Below are 22,172 nucleotides of genomic sequence, written 5' to 3' on the forward strand. Positions count from 1 at the left end.
CAGCTCAATGGCGCGCTCGGGGAGGGCAATGTGGCGGATACCGCCATGTCTGGTTCCGAATCAAGGGGCGGCGAAGATCCGTCCCTCGCCTATGGCAAGGAGAGTCCCGTAGAGACCGCCATATGGCGGCTCCGGTCCCGGGGATGCTGGACGGACGCGGCAGCACTGCTCGCACCGCACGCGGCCGAACCGGCCGCCGCACTCGAAAGGGCCGCGCTGCTGATCGAGCGCTGCCTCTACACCGAACAGGGCTGGGCCGACGCCGAGGAGGCGCTCCGGGCGGCCGAGGCCGTGGCCCGCACCGACGAGGAACGGGGGGCCGCAGCCTGCGAACGCGGCTATCTCGCCTACGCGTCCACGCTCCTCGGGGTACGTGACAGGGCCGACGAGGCACGGATGGCCCTGGGCCGGGCCGCCGCCCTCATCTCGCCTTCCGGCGAGGGCCGGCCGCTGCTCGACCTGCGGCGCGGGCTCATCGCCCAGAACCTCGGCGACTCCCCGCAGGCCGCCCGCGCCGCGTACCGCAGGGCCCACGCGGGGGCCGCGGCGCAGGGGGACTCTCTGCTGCTCTCCTCCACCTGGCGGCACCTCGCCGGACTGGCTCTGCGGGAAGGGGAGTTGGCGGAGGCGCGGCACGGTTTCGCGGAGTCGCTCCGCATCCGTGAGGAACTGGGATACCTGGTGGGTACGGCTCCGGCGCTCACCGCCCTCGCCACCACGGAGACGGAGCCGGAGGCGGGCCGTCTCCGCGCCGAGGCGCGCCGCCTCTTCCGTCTCCTCGGCGGCGTGCCGACCTGGCTGGCGAGCCAGCTGACACCGCAGACCGCGGCCTGAAGTCCCTTGAGGTGAGGGGTATCTGACCGCCACTCACCACAGTCCGGTCAATCTCTCGGCGCCAGGCACACCAGGCTCTCGTCGGTGCCGACGAGGAGGGAACCGGCGCCGGTGACGGCGACCGCGCGGACCGGGGGGCCGGGACGGAACGACAGCGTCCGGCCTCCCTCCGGGTGGTGGAGTCCGACGAGTCCGTCGGCCCAGGCCACGGCGACCAGCGGGCCGTGCGGGGTGTCCGTCGCGTGCAGGGAGACCACGGGCGAGGGCCGCTCGACGAGGGGCTCGGGGCGCGGGTCACGGCCCGGGGTCCAGAGCCGTACCGTCCCGTCGACGCCGCCGGAGCAGACGAAGGGGGTCTCGGACTCGACCGCCGCGACCGCCGTGACCCGGCCGCTGTGCGAGGCCGCCTGGTGCAGCCCCCTCAGGCCGAAGGCGTGCACGGAGCCGAGCCGGTCCCCCACCACCACCGAACCCGCGATCGCCGCGAGCGCCGTGCCCGGATGGCGGGCCAGGGTCGCAGAGACGGCCTCCGTGAGGCGCTCCAGATACGGGGCACGGGGCGCCGCCCCCCGTACGGTGTGCAGCCGGCCCCGGTCGTCCAGGAGGAGCACCGTGCCGTCGGGCGCGGGCGCGAGCGCGGTGATCCGGCCCGGCACGGTGTGGGCGAGGCGTCCGGCGGGGCTCGCGTCGGCCTCGTGCAGCAGTCGTACGGTCCCGGTGCGGTCGCCGACGAGGAGGGTCCCCTCCAGGGGCCCGCCGGCCGCGCCGAGTACGGTGACCGGGCCCGGCCAGGGCGGGGTCAGGTCGCCGAGGTGCCGGGCCCAGCGGAGCCGCCAGGGCGCGCCCGCCGCCAACTCGGCCAGCGTCGGGCGCAGTCGGGGGTCGGCGCCGTCGCCCAGCGCGGCGAGAAGCACCAACGCCCGCTCACCTGGAGCCTGTTCGCGGCAGAGCGACTGTCCGGCCCGCATCCAGGCGGCCCGCAGTCCGCCGTGGTCCCCGGCGGCGTTCTCGCCGGGGCGTGCGGACGGTTCGGGACCGTCGAGGGTGCCGGGCAGACCCGCGGCGGCGGATCCGGTGACGTACGCCGTGGTGACGAGGAGCGGGTCGGCGACGCAGACGGCCACCGGGTCGGCGAGGTCGGGCTGCGGCCGGGGCGGCTCCGGCCGGGTCGCGTCGGCGGGTTCCGTCTCGCCGTCGAGGTCCACGACGGTCACCCGGCGGTCGGCGCGCAGCGCGGCGAGGGCCGGGGTGCCGCTGCGGGCCTCGACGGCGAGACGGATCCGCCCCACGCCGGCGAGTTCGGCGATCAGCTCGGTGAGCGCGGCGGGTTCGGCGGCGGCGTGCAGATCGGTCAGGAGGAGGACGGTGCGTCCGGCGGGCCGGGCCTCGCTGGTGGCCAGGGCGTGCACGAGGTCGCCCGGCGACCTGGCCACCACACCGAGGCGGTCGGCGATCGTCCAGGTCGCGCCGAGCGCGCTCTGGCCCGCGAGCGGCACGAGCGCCCGGGCGGCGCGGCGGCGGGGCCGGCCGGCGCGCGGGCCGTAGGTCGCGAGCCAGCCGAGCAGCGCCGTCTTGCCGCTGCCGGGGGCACCGGTCACGAGGCAGAGCCGGGGCGCCTCGGGATCGGTGAGCCAGCCGACCAGGGCCGCGGCCTCGGCTTCCGTGCCGGTGACGGGTCGGCGTCCGTCCCATGCCGGGGACGGGGTCGCGGACGGCATGGGACACCTCACGGGCGACGCGGTGCGGGCGGCTGACGTCAACGACCTTAGTGGTCCGGGGCGCCCGGCGGTTGTGTTGTCGATCAGCCCGGATCAGGACCCGGCCTGATCGACAGGACACCCCCTAGCAGTCCGATCCGGTGAAGTGCTCCCGTACCAGGGTCTGCACGACCGTCAGGTCCTGGACGATCAGGGCGTCCAGGAGGGCCGTGTGCTCGGCGGCGTCGGCGACGAGCACGCCGTGCCGGAGGGTGGGGGCGCTGATCAGGGGCCACTGGGAGCGGCGGTGGAGGTCGTCGGCGACGGCGAGCAGTTGCTCGTTCCCCGCGAGGGAGAGGACGGCCCGGTGGAAGGCCCGGTCGGCCTCCGCGTAATGGGCGCGGTCGCCCCGGGCGGCGGCGGTCGACGTCGCCTCGGCGAGCGGCCGGAGCGCGGCCCAGCGGGCGGCCGGGACCGTGCGGGCGAGCCGCAGCATCACGGGGACCTCGATGAGCGCGCGGACCTCGGCGAGCTCCGCGAGCTCACGCGGGGTGCGCTCGATGACCCGGAACCCGCGGTTCGGCACGACCTCGACCGCGCCTTCGACGGCCAGGCGCTGCATGGCCTCGCGGACGGGGGTGGCCGAGACGCCGAAGCGCTCGCCCAGGGCGGGGGCGGAGTAGACCTCGCCGGGGACCAGCTCACCGCCGACGAGGGCGGTACGGAGGGCGTCGAGGATCTGGCCGCGGACGGAGTGGCGCACGACACGGGGGGCGGGGGCGCCACCGGACGGGGAGGGCGCCGGTTCGTCGTGGGTGTGCTCACCCCGGGCGTACTCGGCGCGCCGCGCCGCGCCACCCGGAGGCCGCCCGGCACCACGAGGACGTGCGGCCCCGCGCTCCCGTTCGGCACCACGAGTCGCTTCCGTGCTCTGAGCCGCTTCCACCGCATGCGGGCGGTCCGCGCCGTGAGGCGCCTCCGCCTCGTGGGGCCGTTCCGCGCCGCGGGCCTGTTCCGGTACGCGTACGGCGTCGCCGAAGGGCGGGGACGGCTTCTCCGTCGCCCGCTCGCGCGCTGCGCCCTGCTCCACCCGGGTCCTCCTGCGGCCTCGTGCCGGGCCCGGCTCGCGTCGCCCGGGTCCTCTGTGCACCATAGGCGAACGGACCGACATCACGGACGTGGGGAACATACCTCGCTGGTGAGAGCGGTGGGCCGGTGGTGAGAGGTGACCTCGAATCGGGTAAGGTAAGGCTAACCTGCCAACGCTCGCGATTCGGTGGTCCACATGACCGTCCCCGCCCTGTTGCCCGCCCCCCTGACCTCGCCCGTCGCGGCCGCCTACGCGCGCCTCGCCGAGGTCTTCCCCCATCTGCGGATAGACGAGATCGCCGACGGTGAGCGGCTTCCGCGCGGCGCGGGCTGGGTCGGCGCGGAGGACCTCGCGGCCGGCGGCCCCGACCTGGACGCCTTCCTCGCCTGGGACAACGCGCAGGTGCTGCGCGACTACGGCACCCAGGCCCGCCCCGACGTCGTCGCCAGCTTCGGACTGCACCGGTACGCGTGGCCCGCCTGTCTCCTCGTCACCGTCCCCTGGTTCCTGGACCGCAGGGTCCCCCGACTGCCCGTCGGGAACGTGTCCTTCCAGCGCGCGCTCGGCCGCCTGTCGGTCCGGATCGAGGAGTTCGCCTGCCTGCCGGGCGATCCCGCCGCCGCGCTGCCCGGCGCCCGGGTCGTCGCCGACGAGGACGCCCTCCGGGCCGAGCTGCGGGCTTCGCTCGCGGAGCACTTCGAGGCGGTCCTCGACGGTTTCGGACCCCGGATGCGGCGCGGCCGCCGGGCCCTGTGGGGAATGGCGACGGACGAGATCGTCGAGGGCCTCTGGTACGTCGGGGCGCTGCTCGGCGAGGAGCGGCGGGCGATGGACGAGCTCGAACTCCTGATGCCGGGCACCGCCAAGCCGTACAAGCCCTACGCGGGCTCGGCGGCCTTCCGCGAGCTGGCCGGCTCCGAGGGTCCCGACGGGGAGCCGCGCGCCACGCGCGACCGGGCGACCTGCTGTTTCTTCTACACCCTGCGTCCCGACGACACCTGCCTCACCTGCCCCCGCACCTGTGACGCCGACCGCGTCCGGCGGCTGGCCGCGACCGCCTGAGGCACCCGAGTGATTACGCCACCCGGACGGGTGGCGTAAATCGAACTCAAATCCCCTTCCCTGCATGGGTGTTCGACCAGATCGCACCTATTCGTATGTCCTGGCGCCCCGATGGCGTGCTCTTGCCCGGAAACCCCTTGAGCACCCCACGGGGTCGGCCAGTATGGGCCGCCAAACGCCCTACTGCGATGCAAGGGACACCGCATGAGACTGACCGACATATCGCTGGACTGGCTGCTTCCGGGTGGCGTGATGGTGGCCGGAGTCCTGACGGCGGTGGCGGTGCTCGCGCGCGGGAAGCGCGCCGGTGACCAGGCCGCGGCAGAGGACTCCTGGGAACGCAGTGAGGAGCGCCGCAGACGCAAGGAGGCGGTCTACGGCACCGCTTCCTACGTCCTCCTCTTCTGCTGCGCCGCGGTCGCCGCGGCGCTGTCCTTCCACGGACTCGTCGGCTTCGGCCGGCAGAACCTCAACCTCGCCGGGGGCTGGGAGTACCTGGTCCCCTTCGGCCTCGACGGCGCCGCCATGTTCTGCTCGGTGCTCGCGGTCCGCGAGGCCAGCCACGGCGACGCGGCCCTCGGCTCGCGCCTCCTGGTCTGGCTGTTCGCGGGCGCGGCGGCCTGGTTCAACTGGGTGCACGCACCGCGCGGCCTGGGCCACGACGGCGCCCCGCAGTTCTTCGCGGGCATGTCCCTCTCGGCGGCGGTCCTCTTCGACCGGGCCCTCAAGCAGACCCGCAGGGCCGCGCTCCGCGAGCAGGGCCTCGTGCCCCGCCCGCTGCCGCAGATCCGGATCGTCCGCTGGCTGAGGGCGCCCCGGGAGACCTTCGCCGCCTGGTCGCTGATGCTCCTGGAGGGCGTACGGACCCTGGACGAGGCGGTCGACGAGGTCCGCGAGGACCGGAAGGAGAAGGAGCAGAACCGCATCCGCCGGCGCGACCAGGTCAAGCTCGACCGGGCACGGCTCAAGGCGATCAACCGCCAGCACCGGTCCTTCGGGCTCGGCAGGGGCGGCGGACGCCAGGTCGAGATGGCCGCGCTCAACGCCTCACCCGGGGCCGGTACGGGCCCGGGTCCGGGGTCCGGCGGCAGTCCGGGTTCCGGTTCCGCCACGGCGTCCGTCCAGGCCGCCGTCGCGGAACCCGCCATAGCGGACCCGGGACAACTGCCGCTTCGACCCCGGCCCTCCCTCCAAGCCGTCAGGGGAAGTGACTCCCGGACGGTGGACCTCACCGCGGAGGACGACACCCAGACGCTGCCCCGTCTCGACTCCCTGGAGCGCAAGCTCAAGGACCTGGAGCAGCAGTTCGGCTGAGCGTCCCACCCTCCGCACATCCTCCGCACCGCACACCGGCGGGGGGGCCCCCCCCCCGGGCGCCCCCGCCGTTCAGTTCGAACCACACCACCTTGCCGACCCCGTGGTCCTCGACCCCCCAGGAGTCGGCCAGGGCCTCGACGAGGACGAGCCCCCTGCCGTGCGTACCGTCGTCGGCGGGCGGTACGAGCGGCGGCGCGAGTCCGGGGACGAAGTCCCGCACCTCGACGCGCAGTTGTTCGGGCACGACCGTCGCGGTCACGACGGCCCCGTGCTCGGTGTGGACCAGGGCGTTGGTCACCAGTTCGCTGGTGAGCAGTTCCGCCACGTCGGAGGCGCCCGGTCCGCCCCACTTCCGCAGCAGGTCACGCAAGGCATGTCGCACCTCCGGCACCGCGGTGAGATCCGCGCATCCCACCTTCCTGAGCAGTTGAGTCGGCTGTCGTGCCTCCCCTGCCATAACCCCCACCCACAGATCGCGTCGAACAGGCTCACGGGGATGCATGCCCCCGCCGGTTCGTCCGCATTCCCTCAGGGCCGGGGCACGTTCCGAAGGTTCGAGCGGGCCATCTGGAGCATCCGGCCCACTCCGCCGTCCAGGACGATCTTGCTGGCGGAGAGGGCGAAGCCGGTCACCATGTCGGCGCTGATCTTCGGGGGGATGGACAGCGCGTTGGGGTCGGTGACGACGTCCACCAGGGCCGGGCCCTTGTGCTTGAAGGCGTCCTTGAGGGCGTTCGTGAGCTGTTTGGGCTTCTCGACCCGGACGCCGTAGGCGCCCGCGGCGCGCGCGATGGCCGCGAAGTCGGGGTTCTTGTTCGTCGTTCCGTACGAGGGCAGTCCGGAGACCAGCATCTCCAGCTCGACCATGCCGAGCGAGGAGTTGTTGAAGACGACCACCTTCACCGGCAGGTCGTACTGCACGAGGGTGAGGAAGTCGCCCATCAGCATGGAGAAGCCGCCGTCGCCGGAGAGCGACACGACCTGGCGGTTCCGGTCGGTGAACTGCGCGCCGATGGCCTGGGGCAGGGCGTTCGCCATCGAGCCGTGGCTGAACGAACCGATGATCCTGCGCCGCCCGTTGGGGCTGAGGTAGCGGGCGGCCCAGACGTTGCACATGCCGGTGTCGACGGTGAACACCGCGTCGCCGTCGGCGAGGTCGTCGATCACGGAGGCGACGTACTCGGGGTGGATCGGGACGTGCTTCTCCACCTTGCGGGTGTACGCCTTGACGACGCCTTCGAGGGCCTCGGTGTGCTTCTTCAGCATCTTGTCGAGGAAGCGGCGGTCGGTCTTGGCGCGGACCTGCGGGATCACACAGCGCAGGGTCTCGCGGACGTCGCCCCAGACGGCGAGGTCGAGCCGGGAGCGGCGGCCGAGGTGCTCGGGCCGGACGTCCACCTGCACGATCTTGACGTCGTCGGGCAGGAACGCGTTGTACGGGAAGTCGGTGCCGAGCAGGATCAGCAGGTCGCACTCGTGGGTGGCCTCGTAGGCGGCGCCGTACCCGAGGAGCCCGCTCATGCCGACGTCGTACGGATTGTCGTACTGGATCCATTCCTTGCCGCGCAGGGCGTGGCCGACGGGTGACTTGATCCGTTCGGCGAACTGCATCACCTCGGCGTGCGCCCCTGCGGTGCCGCTGCCGCAGAAGAGCGTCACCCGGTCGGCCGCGTCGATCATCCGTACCAGTGCCTCGATCTCGGCGTCTCCGGGGCGGACGGTCGGCCGGGAGGTGACGAGCGAGGTGTCGGCGCCCTTCTCCGGGGCCTCCTGGGAGGCGATGTCGCCGGGCAGCGAGACCACGCTGACCCCGCCGCGGCCGATGGCGTGCTGGATCGCCGTCCGGAGCAGCCGGGGCATCTGCTTCGGATTGGAGATGAGTTCGCTGTAGTGGCTGCACTCTCGGAACAGCTGGTCGGGGTGGGTCTCCTGGAAGTAGCCGAGGCCGATCTCCGCGGACGGGATGTGCGAGGCGAGGGCGAGCACCGGGGCCATGGAGCGGTGTGCGTCGTACAGGCCGTTGATGAGGTGCAGGTTCCCCGGCCCGCAGGAGCCGGCGCAGGCGGCGAGGCCGCCGGTGATCTGGGCCTCGGCGCCGGCGGCGAAGGCCGCGACCTCCTCGTGCCGCACCTGGATCCAGTCGAGCGCGGGGGTACGGCGGATGGCGTCGACGACCGGGTTCAGGCTGTCACCGACGACGCCGTACAGGCGCCGGACGCCCGCGCTCACGAGGATGTCGACGAACTGTTCCGCCACGTTCTGTTTGGCCATGGCTCCATCAACCCATGGCCCGACGGGATGCGCCCGACGGGATGCGCCCCGTGGGTTACGCCTCCCAGACGCCCACCCCCGTACGGTCGTCGGCGTAACCGGTCACCCTGAGCTGGCTGTCGGCGAGGAAGGCGGCCAGGCCGGGCGGCTCGGCACCGGCCCAGCGGGCGGCCAGCTCCCGGGCGAGAGCGGGCTCACCGCGCATCGGCTCGGCGAGACCGGGAGAGGCGAGGAGCAGGGTGTCACCGGGACGGGCGACTGAGGCGCGGAAGCGGAAGGGCTCGGCGGGCGGTGGTACGGGACCCTCGACGAGCGGCGCGGGAGCGGTGGTGATGCCGAGGTCCATGGTGAGCCGGTCGCCCTCTTCGGTCTCCTCGTTCGTGGAGGCGACCGGCTCCGGCGGCGGGGAGCCGAAGCCGACGACGGGGGCGCCGGTGACGGCGGCCGGTTCGGGCAGGAGCGGTTCGATGTCCTGCCAGGCGCCGTCGCGGAGCCGGAAGAGACCGCCGCCGCCGATGCCGAAGAAGACCCGGGTGCGGCAGGCGGGGTCGGCGGGCACGAGGAGGCAGCGGAGGGTCGCGGTGTACTCGTCGGGGGCCAGGCCGCGTTCGGCGGCGCGGGCCCTGAGCTTGCCGTAGGTGCGGTCGGTGAGCCGGTGCAGCCCGGACTTGAGGTCGCCGCGGCGGCCGGTCCTGATGTCCTCGGAGAGCCGGGCGTGGCTGCGGCAGACGGCCTCGGCGATCCACCGGCAGGCGTCGGAGGCGGCGAGGTGGGCGTCTTCGGCGGCGCGGGATCCGGCGGCGACGGCGATGAGGACGAGGGCGGTCTCGTCGTGGCCGAAGCGGGCCGTGAGCAGGGCGTCGCGGCGGGGCTCGCCCCGGTAGCGGGCGGAGTCGCCCCGTACGGAGGCGGCCCGCACGGTGCAGGTGCCGTAGCGGGCGCCGTCGAGGACGGTGTCGGGGACCAGTTCGCCGAGTTCGCCGGGACGGGCGACGGGCAGGGCGGTCGGCTCGGCCTCGTAGGTGGGCGGTCTGCTGCCGACGAACCCGGTACGGGGCCGGGGCACGGAGACCTCGACGGTGAGGTCGCGGTCGGCCGCGTCCGGGTCGGCGCCCGCGCCGGTGTCGGCCTCGCCAGGGACCGGGCCGAGGGGCGGCACCGGCACCTGGACGGTGGGCGTCTCGACGACCGGCGGTTCGGGAGCCGGGGGCGCCGGAGGAGGCGGCGAGGGGAAGGTCCTGGGTCCGCCCGAAGGGGACTCCCAGGGCGCCTTGTCGTCCGCGTGCGCCGGTGTCCGGGCCCGCTCCGTCGTCATGTCCGGCGGGCGCGGCGAGGGCGGGCCCGTCGTGGCCCTGGTCGCCGTGACGAAGTGGTCGTCGAGCGTGTCACCCGAGACCGCCGGGGCCGTGTCCGGCACCGACTCGTCGTAGAGCTTGTCCCACCAGTTGCTGTCCCCCTGCTGAGTCATGCCCTTATTGTCCACCGCGCACGGCGCCCGAAAACGGGACATCAGGAAAACCGTTGCTGCAAATGGGTGGTCCGCCGGGCGGCCCCACCCCCCACGGGAAGGACGCCCGGCGGACCGTCGTGATCAGCGCACGTCGTAGGCGCGGACCACGGTCTGGATGACGGAGTTGCCGTTGGCGTCCGTCAGTTCGGTCTTCAGGGTGACGGGCTTGCCGGTCGCGCCCGCGTGGTTCACGGTCGCGGTCCAGGAACCGCCCTGCTGGGAGACCCGCGCTTCGGTCCAGGTCGTACCCCCGTCGTAGGAGTACGAGAGCTTGGCCGAGGTGAGCGCTGCGGGGGTGTAGCCCGCGTGACCCGTCGCGGTGAGGCCGATGTGCTGGCCGTCGGTCGCGGCGAGGGTCTTGAGTCCGTCCTCCGGAAGGTCGTACCGGGGGAAGAGAATCGGGATGCCCTGAGAATAGACGCTCTCGTCAAGCTTGGAGGTGAATTTCCACACCGAGTTGACGGATGTGGAGCGGGCCCACACCTTGCTGCCTATCTTCATGGTGTTCTGCTCGAGTGTGTACGTCCCGGCGTCGGACGGTACCTCGAACACTCCGAACGGCCATCCGGTGCTGCCGAGGACCTCGCCGTCGCGGCTGAGGCTGAGATTGCCGATGTCTCCGAAGGAGCCGGCCTCGGCGTGGTGGGTGCCGTCGCCCCACATGGCGTCGGCGAAGCCGATGAGGTTGCCCTGGCGCTCGGAGACGAGGATCGGCTCGCCGGTCGTGTCGCGCGGGGCCGTGGGGGCGAGGACTCCGTCGTACCAGGCCTCGGTGCGCCGCTCGCCCGCCGTGTAGGCGCGGGGCGTGCCCCTCATGAACTCGCCGAACGGGAAGCTGCTGCTGACCATCTGCTCCCAGCGCGTGTCACCGGCTGTGTAGTACTCGGCCCGGGTGCCGGGGGCCGGGAGCGGCTCGATCCAGCTGAAGGAGACGCTGGTGCCGTCGGGCCGGACGGCGGCCGGGCTCTCGATGAAGTCCGTCGCGATGCCGGCCGAGCCGTAGGTGGCGTCCGTACGGCCGAGGTTGCCGTCGTGGACCCGGTAGGTCTTCTCGTCCCGGATCGACCCCGTCTCGGGGAAGGCGAGGCTGTAGACGTACGGGCTCTTGGCGGTGGCCTGCCAGGCGAGGGTGACCTCGCCCGCCGCCAGCTTGGCGAGCAGCTGGGCCGCCTCGTCGGCGGGGACGGCGAGGGCTGCGAGGCCCAGGCCGGTGAAGGAGCCGCCGGGGTACCAGCGGTGGGCGGTCGAGCGGTGCAGCAGGACGGCGACGGCCCCCGCGGCCTTGGCGTTTCGGGTGACGGCGCCCGCGTTGGTGGAGTCGTCGGGCAGGCGGACGAGGGCGATGCGGCCCTGGACGCCGGCGGCCTTGAGCTCGTCCGGGGTGCCGGTTCCGGCGTCGACGAGGCGGGCGGAGCCGGTGCCGTCGAGGTTGTCGGAGCCGAGGGAGGCGGTGACCGGGTGCAGGGTCAGGCCGTCGGTGGTGCGCAGCGAGGTGATCTTCGGGGCGGCGGCGCGCCAGTAGCTGCCGAACTCGAAGTCGCCCTCGTCGGCGGCGCCTTCGACGGAGGCGTAGTAGCCGCGGATGGTGCGCGGTCCCGCGGCGGTGCCGGAGTGCAGCCAGACGTCGTCCCAGGAGCGGGCGAACGCGAGGGTGGCGCCGCGGAGTTCGGTGGCCTTGTCGGTCCTCACCGACAGCTTGTGCGCCCTGCGGGCGTCGAGGACGACGGTGGTGTCTTTCTTCAGCTCCAGCTGCGGGCGGCCGAGGTAGCTGAGCGAGTCGTTCAGCGTGGCGCCCTCACCCGCGTCGGGGGTGGTGACGAAGGAGGAGAGGAAGTAGCTGCCGGGGCGCAGGCGGTAGACCTGGTCGGCGGCGCCGTCGTTGAAGCGGCGTTCGCCGCTGGCGTCGTCGGTGCCGATGACGTCGAGGGAGGAGGCGCCGGCGGCGGGCTTGCCCTGACGGTCGATCAGCTTGACGCGCAGGGTGACGGTCTCGGGCTCGACGTACAGCGAGAACGGGGTGGAGACGTGCGTGCTCCCAGTGCCGGTGGCGGCGCCGGTGGCGACGATCCGCCCGGTGACGTCGCCGTACTGTGCGCGGTCGAGGCGGGCCGCGGGGTCGATGTCCAGGGGGACACGGACGGTGGCTCCGGCCGGGACGGTGACGGTCCGCGCGCCGAGGCGGGCGACCGAACTCCGCACGGGGGTGCCGTCGTTGCCGGTGACCTTCTCGACGGCCAGGGCCAGGGTGACGGGGGCGTCGGAGGTGTTGGTGTACGGGACGGAGACGGTGGTGCGGTCCGTGCGGTCCTGCGGCCAGTTGAACGTGCCGCCCTGGACGGCCGGCGCGCCGAGGACCGTCTGGTCGACGGCGGCCTTGACGTCGAGCCGGCCGCCGCCGACCTCGCGGACGTCGCCGGGGACGGAGCTCTCGGCGGAGCCGACGAGCGCGGCCTTGACCTGCTGGGCGGTCCAGTCGGGGTGGCGCTGCTTGACGATGGCGGCGGCGCCCGCGACGTGCGGGGTGGCCATCGACGTACCGGACATGGACTGGTAGGCGTACACGCCCCGGCCACCGGCCGCGGCGGCGGAGATGCCGACGCCGGGCGCGGCGATCTCGGGCTTGAGGGTGTGGTTGACGATGGTCGGGCCGCGGCTGGAGAACCACGCGGTGGAGTCGTCGCGGTCGGTGGCGCCGACGGTGAGCACGCTGGGCGCGCAGCCGGGCGAGGAGACCGTGTTGAGGGTGGGGCCGGTGTTGCCGGCGGCGATGACGAACAACGTGCCCTCGTTCTGGGCGAGTTCCTCGGCCGCGACGCTCATCGGGTCGGTGCAGTCGGTGGGTACGGGGCTGCCGAGGCTCATCGAGACGACGTCGGCGCCCTGGGCGACGGCCCACTCCATGCCCGCGATGATCCAGGAGGCGGCGCCGGAGCCGTGGTCGTTGAGGACCTTGCCGTTGAGGAGGCCCGCGCCGGGTGCGACGCCCTTCTTCGTGCCGTCGCTCGCGGCGCCTGAGCCGCCGACGGTGGAGAGGGTGTGGGTGCCGTGGCCCTGGCGGTCGTCGGCGGTGTCGGAGTCGGTGAAGTTCTCCGCGGCGGTGATGCGGCCCTTGAGGTCGGGGTGCTCGGCGTCGGCGCCGGTGTCGAGGACGGCGACCTTGGTGCCCGTGCCGTCGTAGCCGGCGGCCCAGGCCTCGGGGGCGTGGACCTGCTTCGTCGACCGCTCCAGGGTGGCCTGGACCTTGCGGTCGAGCCAGAGCTTCCGGATGCCGGAGGCGGAGCGGGCCGCGGGGGCGTTCACGTCGGCCCAGAAGGTCGCGGCCTGCTTCTTGTCCGCCTTGAGCGCGACGCCGTCGACGGTCTTCAGGACCTGGCCGCGCCGGGCGCCGCGCGGGGCGGCGGGGACGGACCGGGCGAGGTCGGTGCCGTAGACCGCGATGAGGGGGAGCGTGGTGGTGGAGGTGTCGTCGTAGCCCTGCCGGACGAGTCCGGTGACGTTGAAGAGTTCCTGGTCCACACGGCCCGCGGCGAGGGCGGCGGTGGCGGCCTCGGGGTAGACGTACAGGTCCTGACCGGAACGGCGGGTCTGGACCAGGGGGACGGTGCCGTCCTCGCGGGGCAGGGCCGTGGCGGCGGGGTTGCCGTCGGCGTCGCGGCTCACCACGACGCGGTCGCCGGTGACCAGGGTCACGGTGACGGGCCGGTCCCCGGCGCGGGCCGCGGCCTCGCTTCCTACCAGCGGTCGCTTGCCGGCCGTGTCGTCCTGCGGCTCGTTCGCCGTGGACGGCGCGACCGCGGTGACGGCCAGGACGACGGCGGTCGCCGCCCCCAGGGCCGTACGCGAAATCGGGCGCATCGCTCTCCCCATCTGATTCCGGAAATTGGGCGCAGAACACCCGTCTCCGGAGGCTGTCGGTGCTGCGGTGGCGCCACATTGGCAGAGGTGAGGGCGGTACAGGGATGATGGGGAAGGCGGGAATACGCCGTGGCCGTTTCCCGCCAGGTCACCAACGGAACGAATGCCTCCGGTGAACGTCCCGGGAAGATCCGGGACGTCCGCCGCGGGTACGGCGAGGGGTGGGGCATCCATGCTGGGAGCGATAGGACTCGACGAGCGCCAGGAATCCGCGTACCGCGCGCTGGTCGCGCTGGGCGCGGCCGAGGTGACCGATCTCGCGCACCGGCTCGCACTGCCCGAGCGGGACACCGAGCGCGCGCTGCGCCGCCTCGAGTCGCAGGGGCTCGCCGCCCAGTCCTCGGCCAGGACCGGGCGGTGGGTGGCGGCGCCCCCGGGGGTGGCGCTCGGCGCGCTCCTCACCCAGCAGCGGCACGAACTGGAGCAGGCGGAGCTGGCGGCGGCGCTGCTCGCCGAGGAGTACCGGGCGGAGGCGGCGGAGGCTGCCGTGCACGACCTGGTGGAGGTGGTGACCGGCGCGAGCGCCGTCACCCACCGTTTCCTCCAGCTCCAGCTGGGCGCTCAGGAGGAGGTCTGCGCCCTGGTGACGGGCAAGCCGATCGCCGTCACCGGCCTGGAGAACGACGCGGAGGAACAGGCCGCCGAGCGGGGGGTGCGCTACCGGGTGGTGATCGAGCGCGAGGTGCTCACGCTCCCCTCCGGGCTCCTGGAACTCTCCGCGGCGCTCGGCCGCGAGGAGCGGATCCGGGTCGCCGACCGGGTCCCCACCAAGCTGGTGGTGGCCGACCGGTCCCTCGCCATGGTCCCGCTGACCGGGCGGGGCGTGGAGCCCGCGGCGATCGTGGTGCACGCGAGCGGGCTCCTCGAATCGCTGCTCGGCCTGTTCGAGTCGGTGTGGCGGGAGGCGCTGCCGCTGCGCCTCGGGGCGGGCGCCCAGATCACCGAGGACGAGGCCCCCGGCCCGGACGCCATGGACCTGGAGATCCTGTCGCTGCTGCTCGCCGGGATGACGGACGCGAGCGTGGCCAAGCAGCTGGACCTGGGGCTCCGGACGGTACAGAGACGGGTGAAGGGCCTGATGGAGCTGACCGGGGTGACGACCCGTCTGCAGCTCGGCTGGCACGCGTACGAGAAGGGCTGGGTGGCCCGCGGCTGAGGCCGTACGAGAAGGGCCGGGTGGCCCGCGGCTGAGGCCGTACGAGAAGGGCCGGGTGGCCCGCGGCCGACGTCCGGGCGTGTGGCAGGGTGAGCGGCTGGTTCCGCATACCGCCGCACCCCGCACCTCGCACCTCAGGAGTACCGCCATGAACGGAAGGCGCCGTCGCGCCCTGCTCGCCACCGTCCACCCCCTCCTCGAACCCGGGGAGCGCGTCGAGGTGACGACCGTCGTGAACCTGAGCAGCGTCTCCGTGCGGCGGACGGCGGCGTTCGCCGTGGCCTCCGCCATCGCGTCCGCCGGCGCGATGGCGGTGATACCGGTGCCGACGCCGATGTACCTGACGATGACCGACCGCCGGATCCTCGTCCACCGGGCGGACCCGGTCTTCGCCAAGCCGGTGGAGCACGCCCTGACGATCGCGCGCGCGGGCCTCGTCCGCTCGGAGATCAAGGAGCGGTTCGTCAACTCCTCCTTCGTCGTCTCCCCCGCCGAGGGCGGGAACGGCCTGAAGATCGTCTTCCCGCTGCTCGGCCGCAAGGACCGCGATCTGGTGGCCGCCGCGCTCCCCCTGGCGGCCTGACGGCCCCGGGGTCCCCGTCTCGCGTACCCCGTCCGCCCGCTGCGACCTGCGGGAACCCGCACCATCCTGCACCCTGGGCAGGTGGGTGTCTGGCAGCTCCTGATGGTCGCGACGGTCATGCTGCTCGGTCTGTTCGGGGTGCTGGCCCCCGGCGTGCCGGGCACGTGGCTGGTGTGGGCGGCGATGCTCTGGTGGTCGCTGCACGAGCGGACGGACCTGGCCTGGATCCTGCTGGCCTGCACCACCGGCCTCCTGCTGCTCACCCAGGTCGTCGTCTGGCAGCTGCCGCCCCGCCGCATGAGAGGCGTGGGCATCACCCGGCGGATGGTGACGTACGCCGGTCTCGGCGCGCTCCTGGGCTTCGTGATCGTCCCGGTGGTCGGCGCGATCCCCGGCTTCGTCGGCGGGATCTACCTCTCGGAGCGGCTCCGGCTCGGCGGGCACGGCCAGGCCAGGGCGGCGACCCGGACGGTGATGCGGGCGGCCGGCACGAGCGTGCTCGTCGAGCTGTTCGCCTGTCTGCTGATCGTGGGGGCATGGGCGGGGGCGGTGCTGTGGGGGTGAGACGGGTCGTTCAGGAGACCGGGGCCGTCGCGAGATAGCGCGCCGCGTACGAACGCCACGGCCGCCAGTCCTCGGTGGCCCGGCAGCCCGGCGGGGGGACGTCCGGGTCGCCGAGGGCCCGCATCCGGATGAGGGCGGCGGACTCGGCGGTCACACCGGTGACGGCGAGCAGGGCGCGCTCGGCCTCGTCGCGGTCGGCGCCGGGATCGAGGCGTACGGCTCCGTCGGCGAGGGCGCGGGCCAGCGGTCCCGCGACGGGGTGGCCGGTCAGGGCGACGGGTTCCGGAAAGACGTGGGTCAGGGTGCCGCAGGCCGTGGCCAGGAGGGTCCCGTACCGCTCGACGACCCGGGCCGACTCCACCGCGCCGAGGACCGTCCGCAGGGCGAACTCCTCAGGATCGGCCGTGCCGGGGGACCGCACCCCGGGCCGGGCCGCCACCTCGGCGGCGAGGCCGGGTGCCGCCCCGAGACGTTCGGCGACCGCGTACGGGTCGGCGTCCAGGTCGAAGAGGCGGCGCAGCCGGTGCACGGCGGTGGTCAGGTCGCGCAGCTCGGTGAGATGGATCCGGGCGTCCAGCCAGCGCCCGGCCGAGCGCTCGTCGACGGAGACGACCCCGGTGCCGTACGGGAGGCGCAGCGTCCGCCGGTAGGTGCGGGCGCCGGGGGCGCCGACGACCTCCTCCACGCGGGGCACGGCCTCGGCCGCCAGCAGGTCGAAGACCTCCCCGGCCGCGTACGGCCCCCGGTGGGCGAGCCGCAGCGGGACGCCTGCGGCGAGCGCGGTACGGGCTCCCGCGCCGCTGCCCGCCTCCGCGCGCAGGGCGGTGGGGGTGCGGGCGTAGACGGCGCGGATCGTCTCGTTGAACTGGCGGACGCTGGCGAAACCGGCCGCGAAGGCGATCTCGGTCACCGGCAGGCCGGTGGTCTGGAGCAGCAGCCGCGCGGTGTGCGCCCGCTGGGCGCGGGCGAGCGCGACGGGCCCGGCGCCGAGCTCGGCGGTGAGCTGGCGCTGCACCTGGCGGGTGCTGTAGCCGAGGCGTCCGGCGAGTCCGGGCACGCCCTCGCGGTCGACGACGCCGTCGCCGATCATCCGCATGGCGCGGCCCACGACGTCGGCCCGTACGTCCCAGGCGGCGGAGCCGGGCACGGCGTCGGGACGGCAGCGGCGGCAGGCCCGGAAGCCGTGGCCCTGGGCGGCGGCGGCCGTCGGGAAGAACGCGACGTTCCGCCGCTTGGGGGTGACGGCGGGGCAGCTGGGACGGCAGTAGATGCCGGTGGTCCGTACGGCGAAGAAGAACTCCCCGTCGAACCGCGCGTCCCTGCTGCTCACCGCCTCGTAGCGGGTGTCGTCGTCCTTCATGCCTCCCAGTGTGCGGGCCCGCCGGGCGGCGGGCTCGCGGTTTTCGGACACGACGTTCATGCTCTAGCGGGCGTGGCCGCGCTTCAGCTCCATGGCACGGCGGCCCTCGGCGCCCCTGCGCTTCCAGTCCTTGAGCATCTCGGTGCGCAGTCGGGCGTCGGTCTTGGCCACGATCCGCTGGTTCTCCCGGAGCAGCTTGCGGTAGCTCTCCAGGCGGCGCACGGGCAGCGAGCCGTCCTCGATCGCCGCCGCCACCGCGCAGCCCGGCTCCGCCTCGTGGGCGCAGTCGTGGAAGCGGCAGTCCGCGGCCAGCTCCTCGATCTCCGAGAAGACCTGGCCGACGCCCGTCTCGGCGTCCCAGAGGCCGACGCCGCGCAGACCGGGGGTGTCGATGAGGACTCCCCCGCCCGGCAGCACGAAGAGGTTGCGGGTGGTCGTGGTGTGCCGGCCCTTGCCGTCGATGTCGCGGGCGGCCTGGACGGTCATGACGTCCTCGCCGACGAGGGCGTTGGCGAGGGTCGACTTGCCGGCGCCGGAGACCCCGAGGAGCACGGTCGTGCCGCCCGCGACCACCGCGGAGAGCACGTCGAGGCCCTCGCCGGTGGTGGAGCTGAGGGGCACCACCTGGACGCCGGGGGCGACGGTCTCCACGTCCTCGACGAGGTAGGAGAGACCGACGGGGTCGGGAACGAGGTCCGCCTTGCTGAGGACGACGGTCGGCTGGGCGCCGGACTCCCAGGCCAGGGCGAGGAAGCGCTCGATCCGGCCGAGGTCGAGCTCGACGGCGAGCGAGACCGTGATGACGGCGTGGTCGACGTTGGCGGCGAGGATCTGCCCCTCGGACCGCTTGGAGGAGGTGGAGCGCGCGAAGGCCGTACGGCGCGGCAGACACGCCCGTACGTAGCGGGGATCGCCGGCGTCGGCCGGGTCGACGGCCGCCCAGTCGCCGGTGCAGACGACCCGGAGCGGGTCGTGCGGGGTCACGAACGCGGTGTCGGCGCGCACGATCCCCTCGGCGGTGGCGACGTCACACTGCCCGCGGTCGACCCGGACGACCCGTCCGGGGACGAGTCCCTGGGCGGCGTAGGGCGCGAAGAGGGAGGCCCAGCCGGAGTCCCAGCCGTGGGCGTCGAGCAGCGAGGAGTCGGAGATGACGGAGGAAAGCGGGAAAGACAAGGGAAACCCTTCGAAGGGCGGCCCCGGCGGCGCGCTCTGCGCGCGGAAGTCGAGTGGGTGTCAGCCGGAGGCCACAGGGGTGGGAACGATGAACTCCTGAATGCGGGCAGAGCCCGTCTCCGTGACAGTCATCAATGTCCTCACCTCCTGCTTCTTCTCAACGAGCCAACTCCGGCCCCACGGGGACCGGATGAGCAGAACCATAGTCCCGCGGACGGCAGCGCGCCACCGATTAAACGGGGGCCTCGCCGCACGACGGCGGTCACGGTGGTGACGCGTCGTGCGGCCGGGGAGCCTGCCAGTCGGCGAGGCCTCCCGCGCCCAGGATGCCCGCCGCCTCTTCGACGGCGGCGGTGTCGAGGTGCGCCAGGCCCCGGCGGGCGACACGGGCGACGACGAAGGGGAAGAGCGGTCGCAGGGGTTGCATGAGTCTGAGCCAGGGCGGGCAGTAGATGCCGGCCGCACGCCGCTCGACACCGTGGCGCAGCCAGCGTGCGACCTGTTCCGCCTCGTGCACGCGTCCGGCGAAGCGCGGCTGGGAGGACCGGAGCGCGCGCAGCACGGGATGCTCGTCGATGTCCTGCGTCATGGCCGTACCGGTCCAGTGCAGATAGGCGATGCCCACGCCGACCCCTGCCGGCGCCATCTCGGCCCGGAGCGAGAGGGCGAACGACTCGGCGCCCGCTTTCGAGGCGCAGTACGCGCTCATCATCGGAGCCGCGCCGAAAGCGGCGGTGCTGGCGATCTGGAGGAAGTACCCGCGCGTCCGGACGAGGTGGGGCAGGAACACGCGGGCGGTGGTCGCGCTGCCGAGCAGGTTGACGCCCACCACGCGTTCCCACAGCTCCGGGTCGGCGGTCTCGAACGGACCGGTGGCGGCGATGCCCGCGTTGGCGACGACCACGGAGGCCTGGCCCATGTCGCCCGCCACTTCGGCGGCCGTCCGCGTCATGCCCGCCCTGTCGGTGACGTCCACCCCGTAACAGCGTGCGTCCCCCGGCAAAGTGCGGGCCACCGAGCGCAGGGTCGCAGTCTCCCTGCCCAGCAGTGCCACACGCATGCCGTGGGCCGAGAGCTCCCGTGCCAGAGCGGCGCCCACACCACGCGCCGCGCCGGTGACGACGGCGATCCGGCCCTCCAGTACAGACCCGCGCACGGCGTCTCCCTTCCGTCGGCTGCCTCTCGAGTCCACGCCTCGGCGGAGGGGTCGAGATTATCCCGCGCCGTCACGTCCCGCCCGGCGTGCGGGCCGGGCGGAACCGTGCGGCGGTCTTCGACGGGCCGAGCACCCGATCCGGTGGTCGCCTGCCAGGAGGCACCCGAAAGGGGGGAGAAGGACGTCCGAGGACAGGAAGTCGTGACCGATTCGTACAAGACCTCGGTGGGTGCGGCGTCCAGCATGGGAGGCATGGACATCGCACCCCGGGTCACTCCCCGTCTCGACCTCGTCGGCCTCGTCGTCTCGGACATGGCCGCCTCGCTCGCCTTCTACCGCCGTCTCGGCGTGGACGTTCCCGAGGGGGCCGAGTCCGCCCCGCACGTGGAGGTCGCGCTGCCCGGCGGGCTGCGGATCGCCTGGGACACCGAGGACGTCGTGCGCTCCTTCGATCCCGGCCGGCAGCGGCCCGAGGGCGGGAACCGGATCGAGCTCGCCTTCCGGTGCGGTACGCCGGCGGACGTGGACGCGGTGTACGAGGAGCTGGTCGGCGCCGGGTACCGGGGACATCTGACGCCCTGGGACGCCGTCTGGGGCCAGCGTTACGCGGTGGTCCTCGACCCGGACGGCTGCGGGGTCTCCCTGTTCGCCGACGCCGCCGCCGAGAGCGCGTAGGCGCCGAGCGTCGTTCCCGCCAGGGCCCGTGTCTCGCGCGCGAGATGGGCCTGGTCGGCGCAGCCCGCGCGCAGGGCGGCCTCGGCGTACGGCACTCCGGCGCGGACCAGGGCGAGGGCGCGCTGGAGGCGGAGGACGCGGGCGAGGGTCTTCGGGCCGTAGCCGAAGGCGTCCAGGGACCGCCGGTGCAGCTGCCGGGCGCCGAGCCCGACCGCGTCGGCCGTCTCGGCGACCGGCCGGCCGGCCGCGAGCCGCTCGGCGACGGCCCGGATCAGCGGATCGGGCGCGGGCGCCTCGGCCGCCCTGAGCCGTACGAGTTCGTCCAGGGCGCCGGCGGGGTCGGGCGCCTCGGCGATCCGTTCGGCGAGGCGGCGCGCCCCGGCCTCGTCCCACAGGGCGCCGAGGGCGACCCGTCGGTCACGGAGTTCGCGGGCCGGGACGCCGAAGAAGGCGGGCGCGTCACCGGGCGCGAAGCGGATCCCCGCGTACCGTACGGCGGTCTCCCGCGGTACGTACGCGCGCGTGTCGGGTCCGGCGACGAGGAGGTGTCCGTCGGCCCAGATCAGGTCCATGCAGCCGTCGGGAAGGACCGGGCGTGCGCTCTCCGGCGACGGAGCGGCGGTCCGGGTCCACAGGACGGCTCCGTCGAGCAGGGCGGGGCGCTCCTCGTACACCCGGGGTCAGTCCTTCTCCCAGCCCGAGTGGAGGCGGGCCTTGACGTCGTCCGGGGGGAGGAAGCGGGACCAGCGTTCGGGGAACTCCGAGGGCATGTCCGGGTCGTCCTCGTCGACGTCGTCCGCCTCGGCGCGCACGCGGGCGACGAGTTCCGCCGCCTGGACGGCGCGGGCGCGTTCGTTGGCCTCGCGGGCGGCGGCGGTGGCGACGGAGGGCCAGACGCGGTCGATGGCGGCGTTCACCGCGGCGCCGACGAGGACTGCGAAGGCCGAGATGCCGATCCAGAGGAGGACGGCGATGGGCGCGGCGAGCGAGCCGTAGATCGTCGGGCCCTCGACCTGGCTCGTGAGGTAGATCCGCAGCAGGAAGCTGCCGAGGACCCACATCCCGAGGGCGACCAGGGCACCCGGGATGTCCTCGATCCACGGCGATCTGACGGGCACGGACACGTGGTAGAGCGTGGTGAGGAAGGCGATGGAGAGCAGGATGACGGCCGGCCAGTAGAGGACGGCGACGACCTCCGTGCCGAAGGGGACGAGTTCGACGACCCGGTCGGGGCCGACGACCGCGAGGGGCAGCACGACGGCTCCGATGAGGAGGGCGACGAGGTAGAGCAGGAAGGCCAGGAGCCTCGTCTTCACGATGCCGCGGTGGCCGTCGAGCCCGTACATGACGGTGATGGTGTCGATGAAGACGTTCACCGCGCGTGAGCCGGACCAGAGGGCGATGGCGAAGCCGAGGGAGATCAGGTCGGCCCGTTTGCCCTGGGTCACGTCGTCCAGGATCGGTTTGGCGATGTCGTCGACGCCCCGGTCGGAGAGGACCGTTCCGGCGGCGCGGAGGATGTTCTCCTGGATGCTCGCGACGGTGTCCGTGTTGGTCCAGTCGTCGGCGTAGCCGAGGAGGGCGATCAGACCGAGGAGCAGCGGCGGCAGGGACAGCAGGGTGAAGAACGCGGCCTCGGCGGCGAGGCCGAGGATCCGGTACTCGATGCACGAGTTGACGGTGTCCTTGAGGAGCAGCCAGACCATCTTCCGCTTCGAGACGTTGCGGTAGAGGACGCGCGCGCGGTGGAGCCTGCTCCAGGGCCGCCGCTCGGGCCGTTCGGGTGTTTCGCTTGCTGCCTGCACC

17 protein-coding genes and 1 pseudogene are annotated in these 22,172 nt (G+C 73.6%); 7 read left to right on the top strand and 11 right to left on the bottom strand.

Annotation, left to right across the window (positions count from 1 at the left end; all coding sequences use genetic code 11):
- Positions 1–45 precede the first annotated feature (45 nt).
- Positions 46–834, top strand: a complete 789-nt coding sequence (locus tag IO20_RS0111080) for a hypothetical protein (RefSeq protein ID WP_030146737.1) — start codon at positions 46–48, stop codon at positions 832–834.
- Between the two features lie 47 nt (positions 835–881).
- On the opposite strand, the gene IO20_RS0111085 is transcribed toward IO20_RS0111080, so the two are convergent.
- Entirely contained in the window at positions 882–2,552 is a 1,671-nt protein-coding gene (locus IO20_RS0111085) for a WD40 repeat domain-containing protein (RefSeq protein WP_030549560.1), read from the bottom strand.
- A 124-nt stretch (positions 2,553–2,676) separates the two neighbouring features.
- Positions 2,677–3,621, bottom strand: coding sequence for a GntR family transcriptional regulator (locus tag IO20_RS0111090; RefSeq protein WP_030549559.1), 945 nt, complete (start codon positions 3,619–3,621; stop codon positions 2,677–2,679).
- A gap of 195 nt (positions 3,622–3,816) precedes the next feature.
- On the opposite strand from IO20_RS0111090, the gene IO20_RS0111095 reads away from it, so the two are divergent.
- Positions 3,817–4,683, top strand: coding sequence for a (2Fe-2S)-binding protein (locus IO20_RS0111095; RefSeq protein WP_030549558.1), 867 nt, complete (start codon positions 3,817–3,819; stop codon positions 4,681–4,683).
- A gap of 204 nt (positions 4,684–4,887) precedes the next feature.
- The gene (locus IO20_RS0111100) at positions 4,888–5,997 is read left to right on the top strand and encodes a DUF2637 domain-containing protein (RefSeq protein ID WP_031127120.1); all 1,110 of its coding nucleotides are present in this window, start codon (positions 4,888–4,890) and stop codon (positions 5,995–5,997) included.
- 58 nt (positions 5,998–6,055) lie between these two features.
- Here the strand turns inward: IO20_RS0111100 and IO20_RS0111105 are convergent.
- The 4 genes and pseudogenes from IO20_RS0111105 to IO20_RS0111120 all read right to left on the bottom strand — a co-directional run.
- Positions 6,056–6,457, bottom strand: a pseudogene (locus tag IO20_RS0111105) (ATP-binding protein); the annotation flags it as partial.
- A gap of 71 nt (positions 6,458–6,528) precedes the next feature.
- Positions 6,529–8,271: a pyruvate dehydrogenase gene (locus tag IO20_RS0111110; RefSeq protein WP_030549555.1), complete on the bottom strand. Its 1,743-nt coding sequence runs from the start codon at positions 8,269–8,271 to the stop codon at positions 6,529–6,531.
- Between the two features lie 55 nt (positions 8,272–8,326).
- A complete protein-coding gene (locus tag IO20_RS0111115) occupies positions 8,327–9,739 on the bottom strand; it encodes a protein phosphatase 2C domain-containing protein (protein ID WP_030549554.1) in 1,413 nt (470 codons plus the stop codon).
- A 123-nt stretch (positions 9,740–9,862) separates the two neighbouring features.
- Complete coding sequence (locus IO20_RS0111120) at positions 9,863–13,636, bottom strand: S8 family peptidase (RefSeq protein ID WP_030549553.1); 3,774 nt, start codon at positions 13,634–13,636, stop codon at positions 9,863–9,865.
- Positions 13,637–13,868: 232 nt separating this feature from the next.
- Here IO20_RS0111120 and IO20_RS0111125 point away from each other — a divergent pair, with 232 nt between their 5' ends.
- From IO20_RS0111125 to IO20_RS0111135, 3 genes are all read left to right on the top strand, one after another.
- On the top strand, positions 13,869–14,852 hold the full coding sequence (locus tag IO20_RS0111125; protein ID WP_030549552.1) for a helix-turn-helix transcriptional regulator: 984 nt from the start codon (positions 13,869–13,871) through the stop codon (positions 14,850–14,852).
- Positions 14,853–15,000: 148 nt separating this feature from the next.
- The gene (locus IO20_RS0111130) at positions 15,001–15,435 is read left to right on the top strand and encodes a hypothetical protein (protein WP_030549551.1); all 435 of its coding nucleotides are present in this window, start codon (positions 15,001–15,003) and stop codon (positions 15,433–15,435) included.
- Positions 15,436–15,516: 81 nt separating this feature from the next.
- On the top strand, positions 15,517–15,999 hold the full coding sequence (locus IO20_RS0111135) for a DUF456 domain-containing protein (RefSeq protein ID WP_030549550.1): 483 nt from the start codon (positions 15,517–15,519) through the stop codon (positions 15,997–15,999).
- 10 nt (positions 16,000–16,009) lie between these two features.
- Here IO20_RS0111135 and IO20_RS0111140 read toward each other — a convergent pair whose 3' ends face one another.
- From IO20_RS0111140 to IO20_RS0111155, 3 genes are all read right to left on the bottom strand, one after another.
- A complete protein-coding gene (locus IO20_RS0111140) occupies positions 16,010–17,359 on the bottom strand; it encodes a DNA-3-methyladenine glycosylase 2 family protein (RefSeq protein ID WP_030549549.1) in 1,350 nt (449 codons plus the stop codon).
- Between the two features lie 63 nt (positions 17,360–17,422).
- Positions 17,423–18,535: a ribosome small subunit-dependent GTPase A gene (rsgA, locus tag IO20_RS0111145; RefSeq protein WP_030549548.1), complete on the bottom strand. Its 1,113-nt coding sequence runs from the start codon at positions 18,533–18,535 to the stop codon at positions 17,423–17,425.
- Between the two features lie 262 nt (positions 18,536–18,797).
- Positions 18,798–19,691, bottom strand: a complete 894-nt coding sequence (locus IO20_RS0111155; protein WP_030549547.1) for an SDR family oxidoreductase — start codon at positions 19,689–19,691, stop codon at positions 18,798–18,800.
- A gap of 252 nt (positions 19,692–19,943) precedes the next feature.
- On the opposite strand from IO20_RS0111155, the gene IO20_RS0111160 reads away from it, so the two are divergent.
- Positions 19,944–20,366, top strand: a complete 423-nt coding sequence (locus tag IO20_RS0111160; protein ID WP_425423712.1) for a VOC family protein — start codon at positions 19,944–19,946, stop codon at positions 20,364–20,366.
- On the opposite strand, the gene IO20_RS0111165 is transcribed toward IO20_RS0111160, so the two are convergent.
- On the bottom strand, positions 20,294–21,040 hold the full coding sequence (locus tag IO20_RS0111165) for a DUF6597 domain-containing transcriptional factor (protein WP_030549545.1): 747 nt from the start codon (positions 21,038–21,040) through the stop codon (positions 20,294–20,296). The two genes, IO20_RS0111160 and IO20_RS0111165, sit on opposite strands and share 73 nt — an antisense overlap.
- Before the next feature lie 6 nt (positions 21,041–21,046).
- On the bottom strand, positions 21,047–22,171 hold the full coding sequence (locus IO20_RS0111170) for a YihY/virulence factor BrkB family protein (protein ID WP_078945957.1): 1,125 nt from the start codon (positions 22,169–22,171) through the stop codon (positions 21,047–21,049).
- Position 22,172: the final 1 nt, after the last annotated feature.

It is taken from the genome of Streptomyces exfoliatus, from assembly GCF_000725545.1.
Taxonomy (GTDB): Bacteria; Actinomycetota; Actinomycetes; order Streptomycetales; family Streptomycetaceae; genus Streptomyces; species Streptomyces exfoliatus.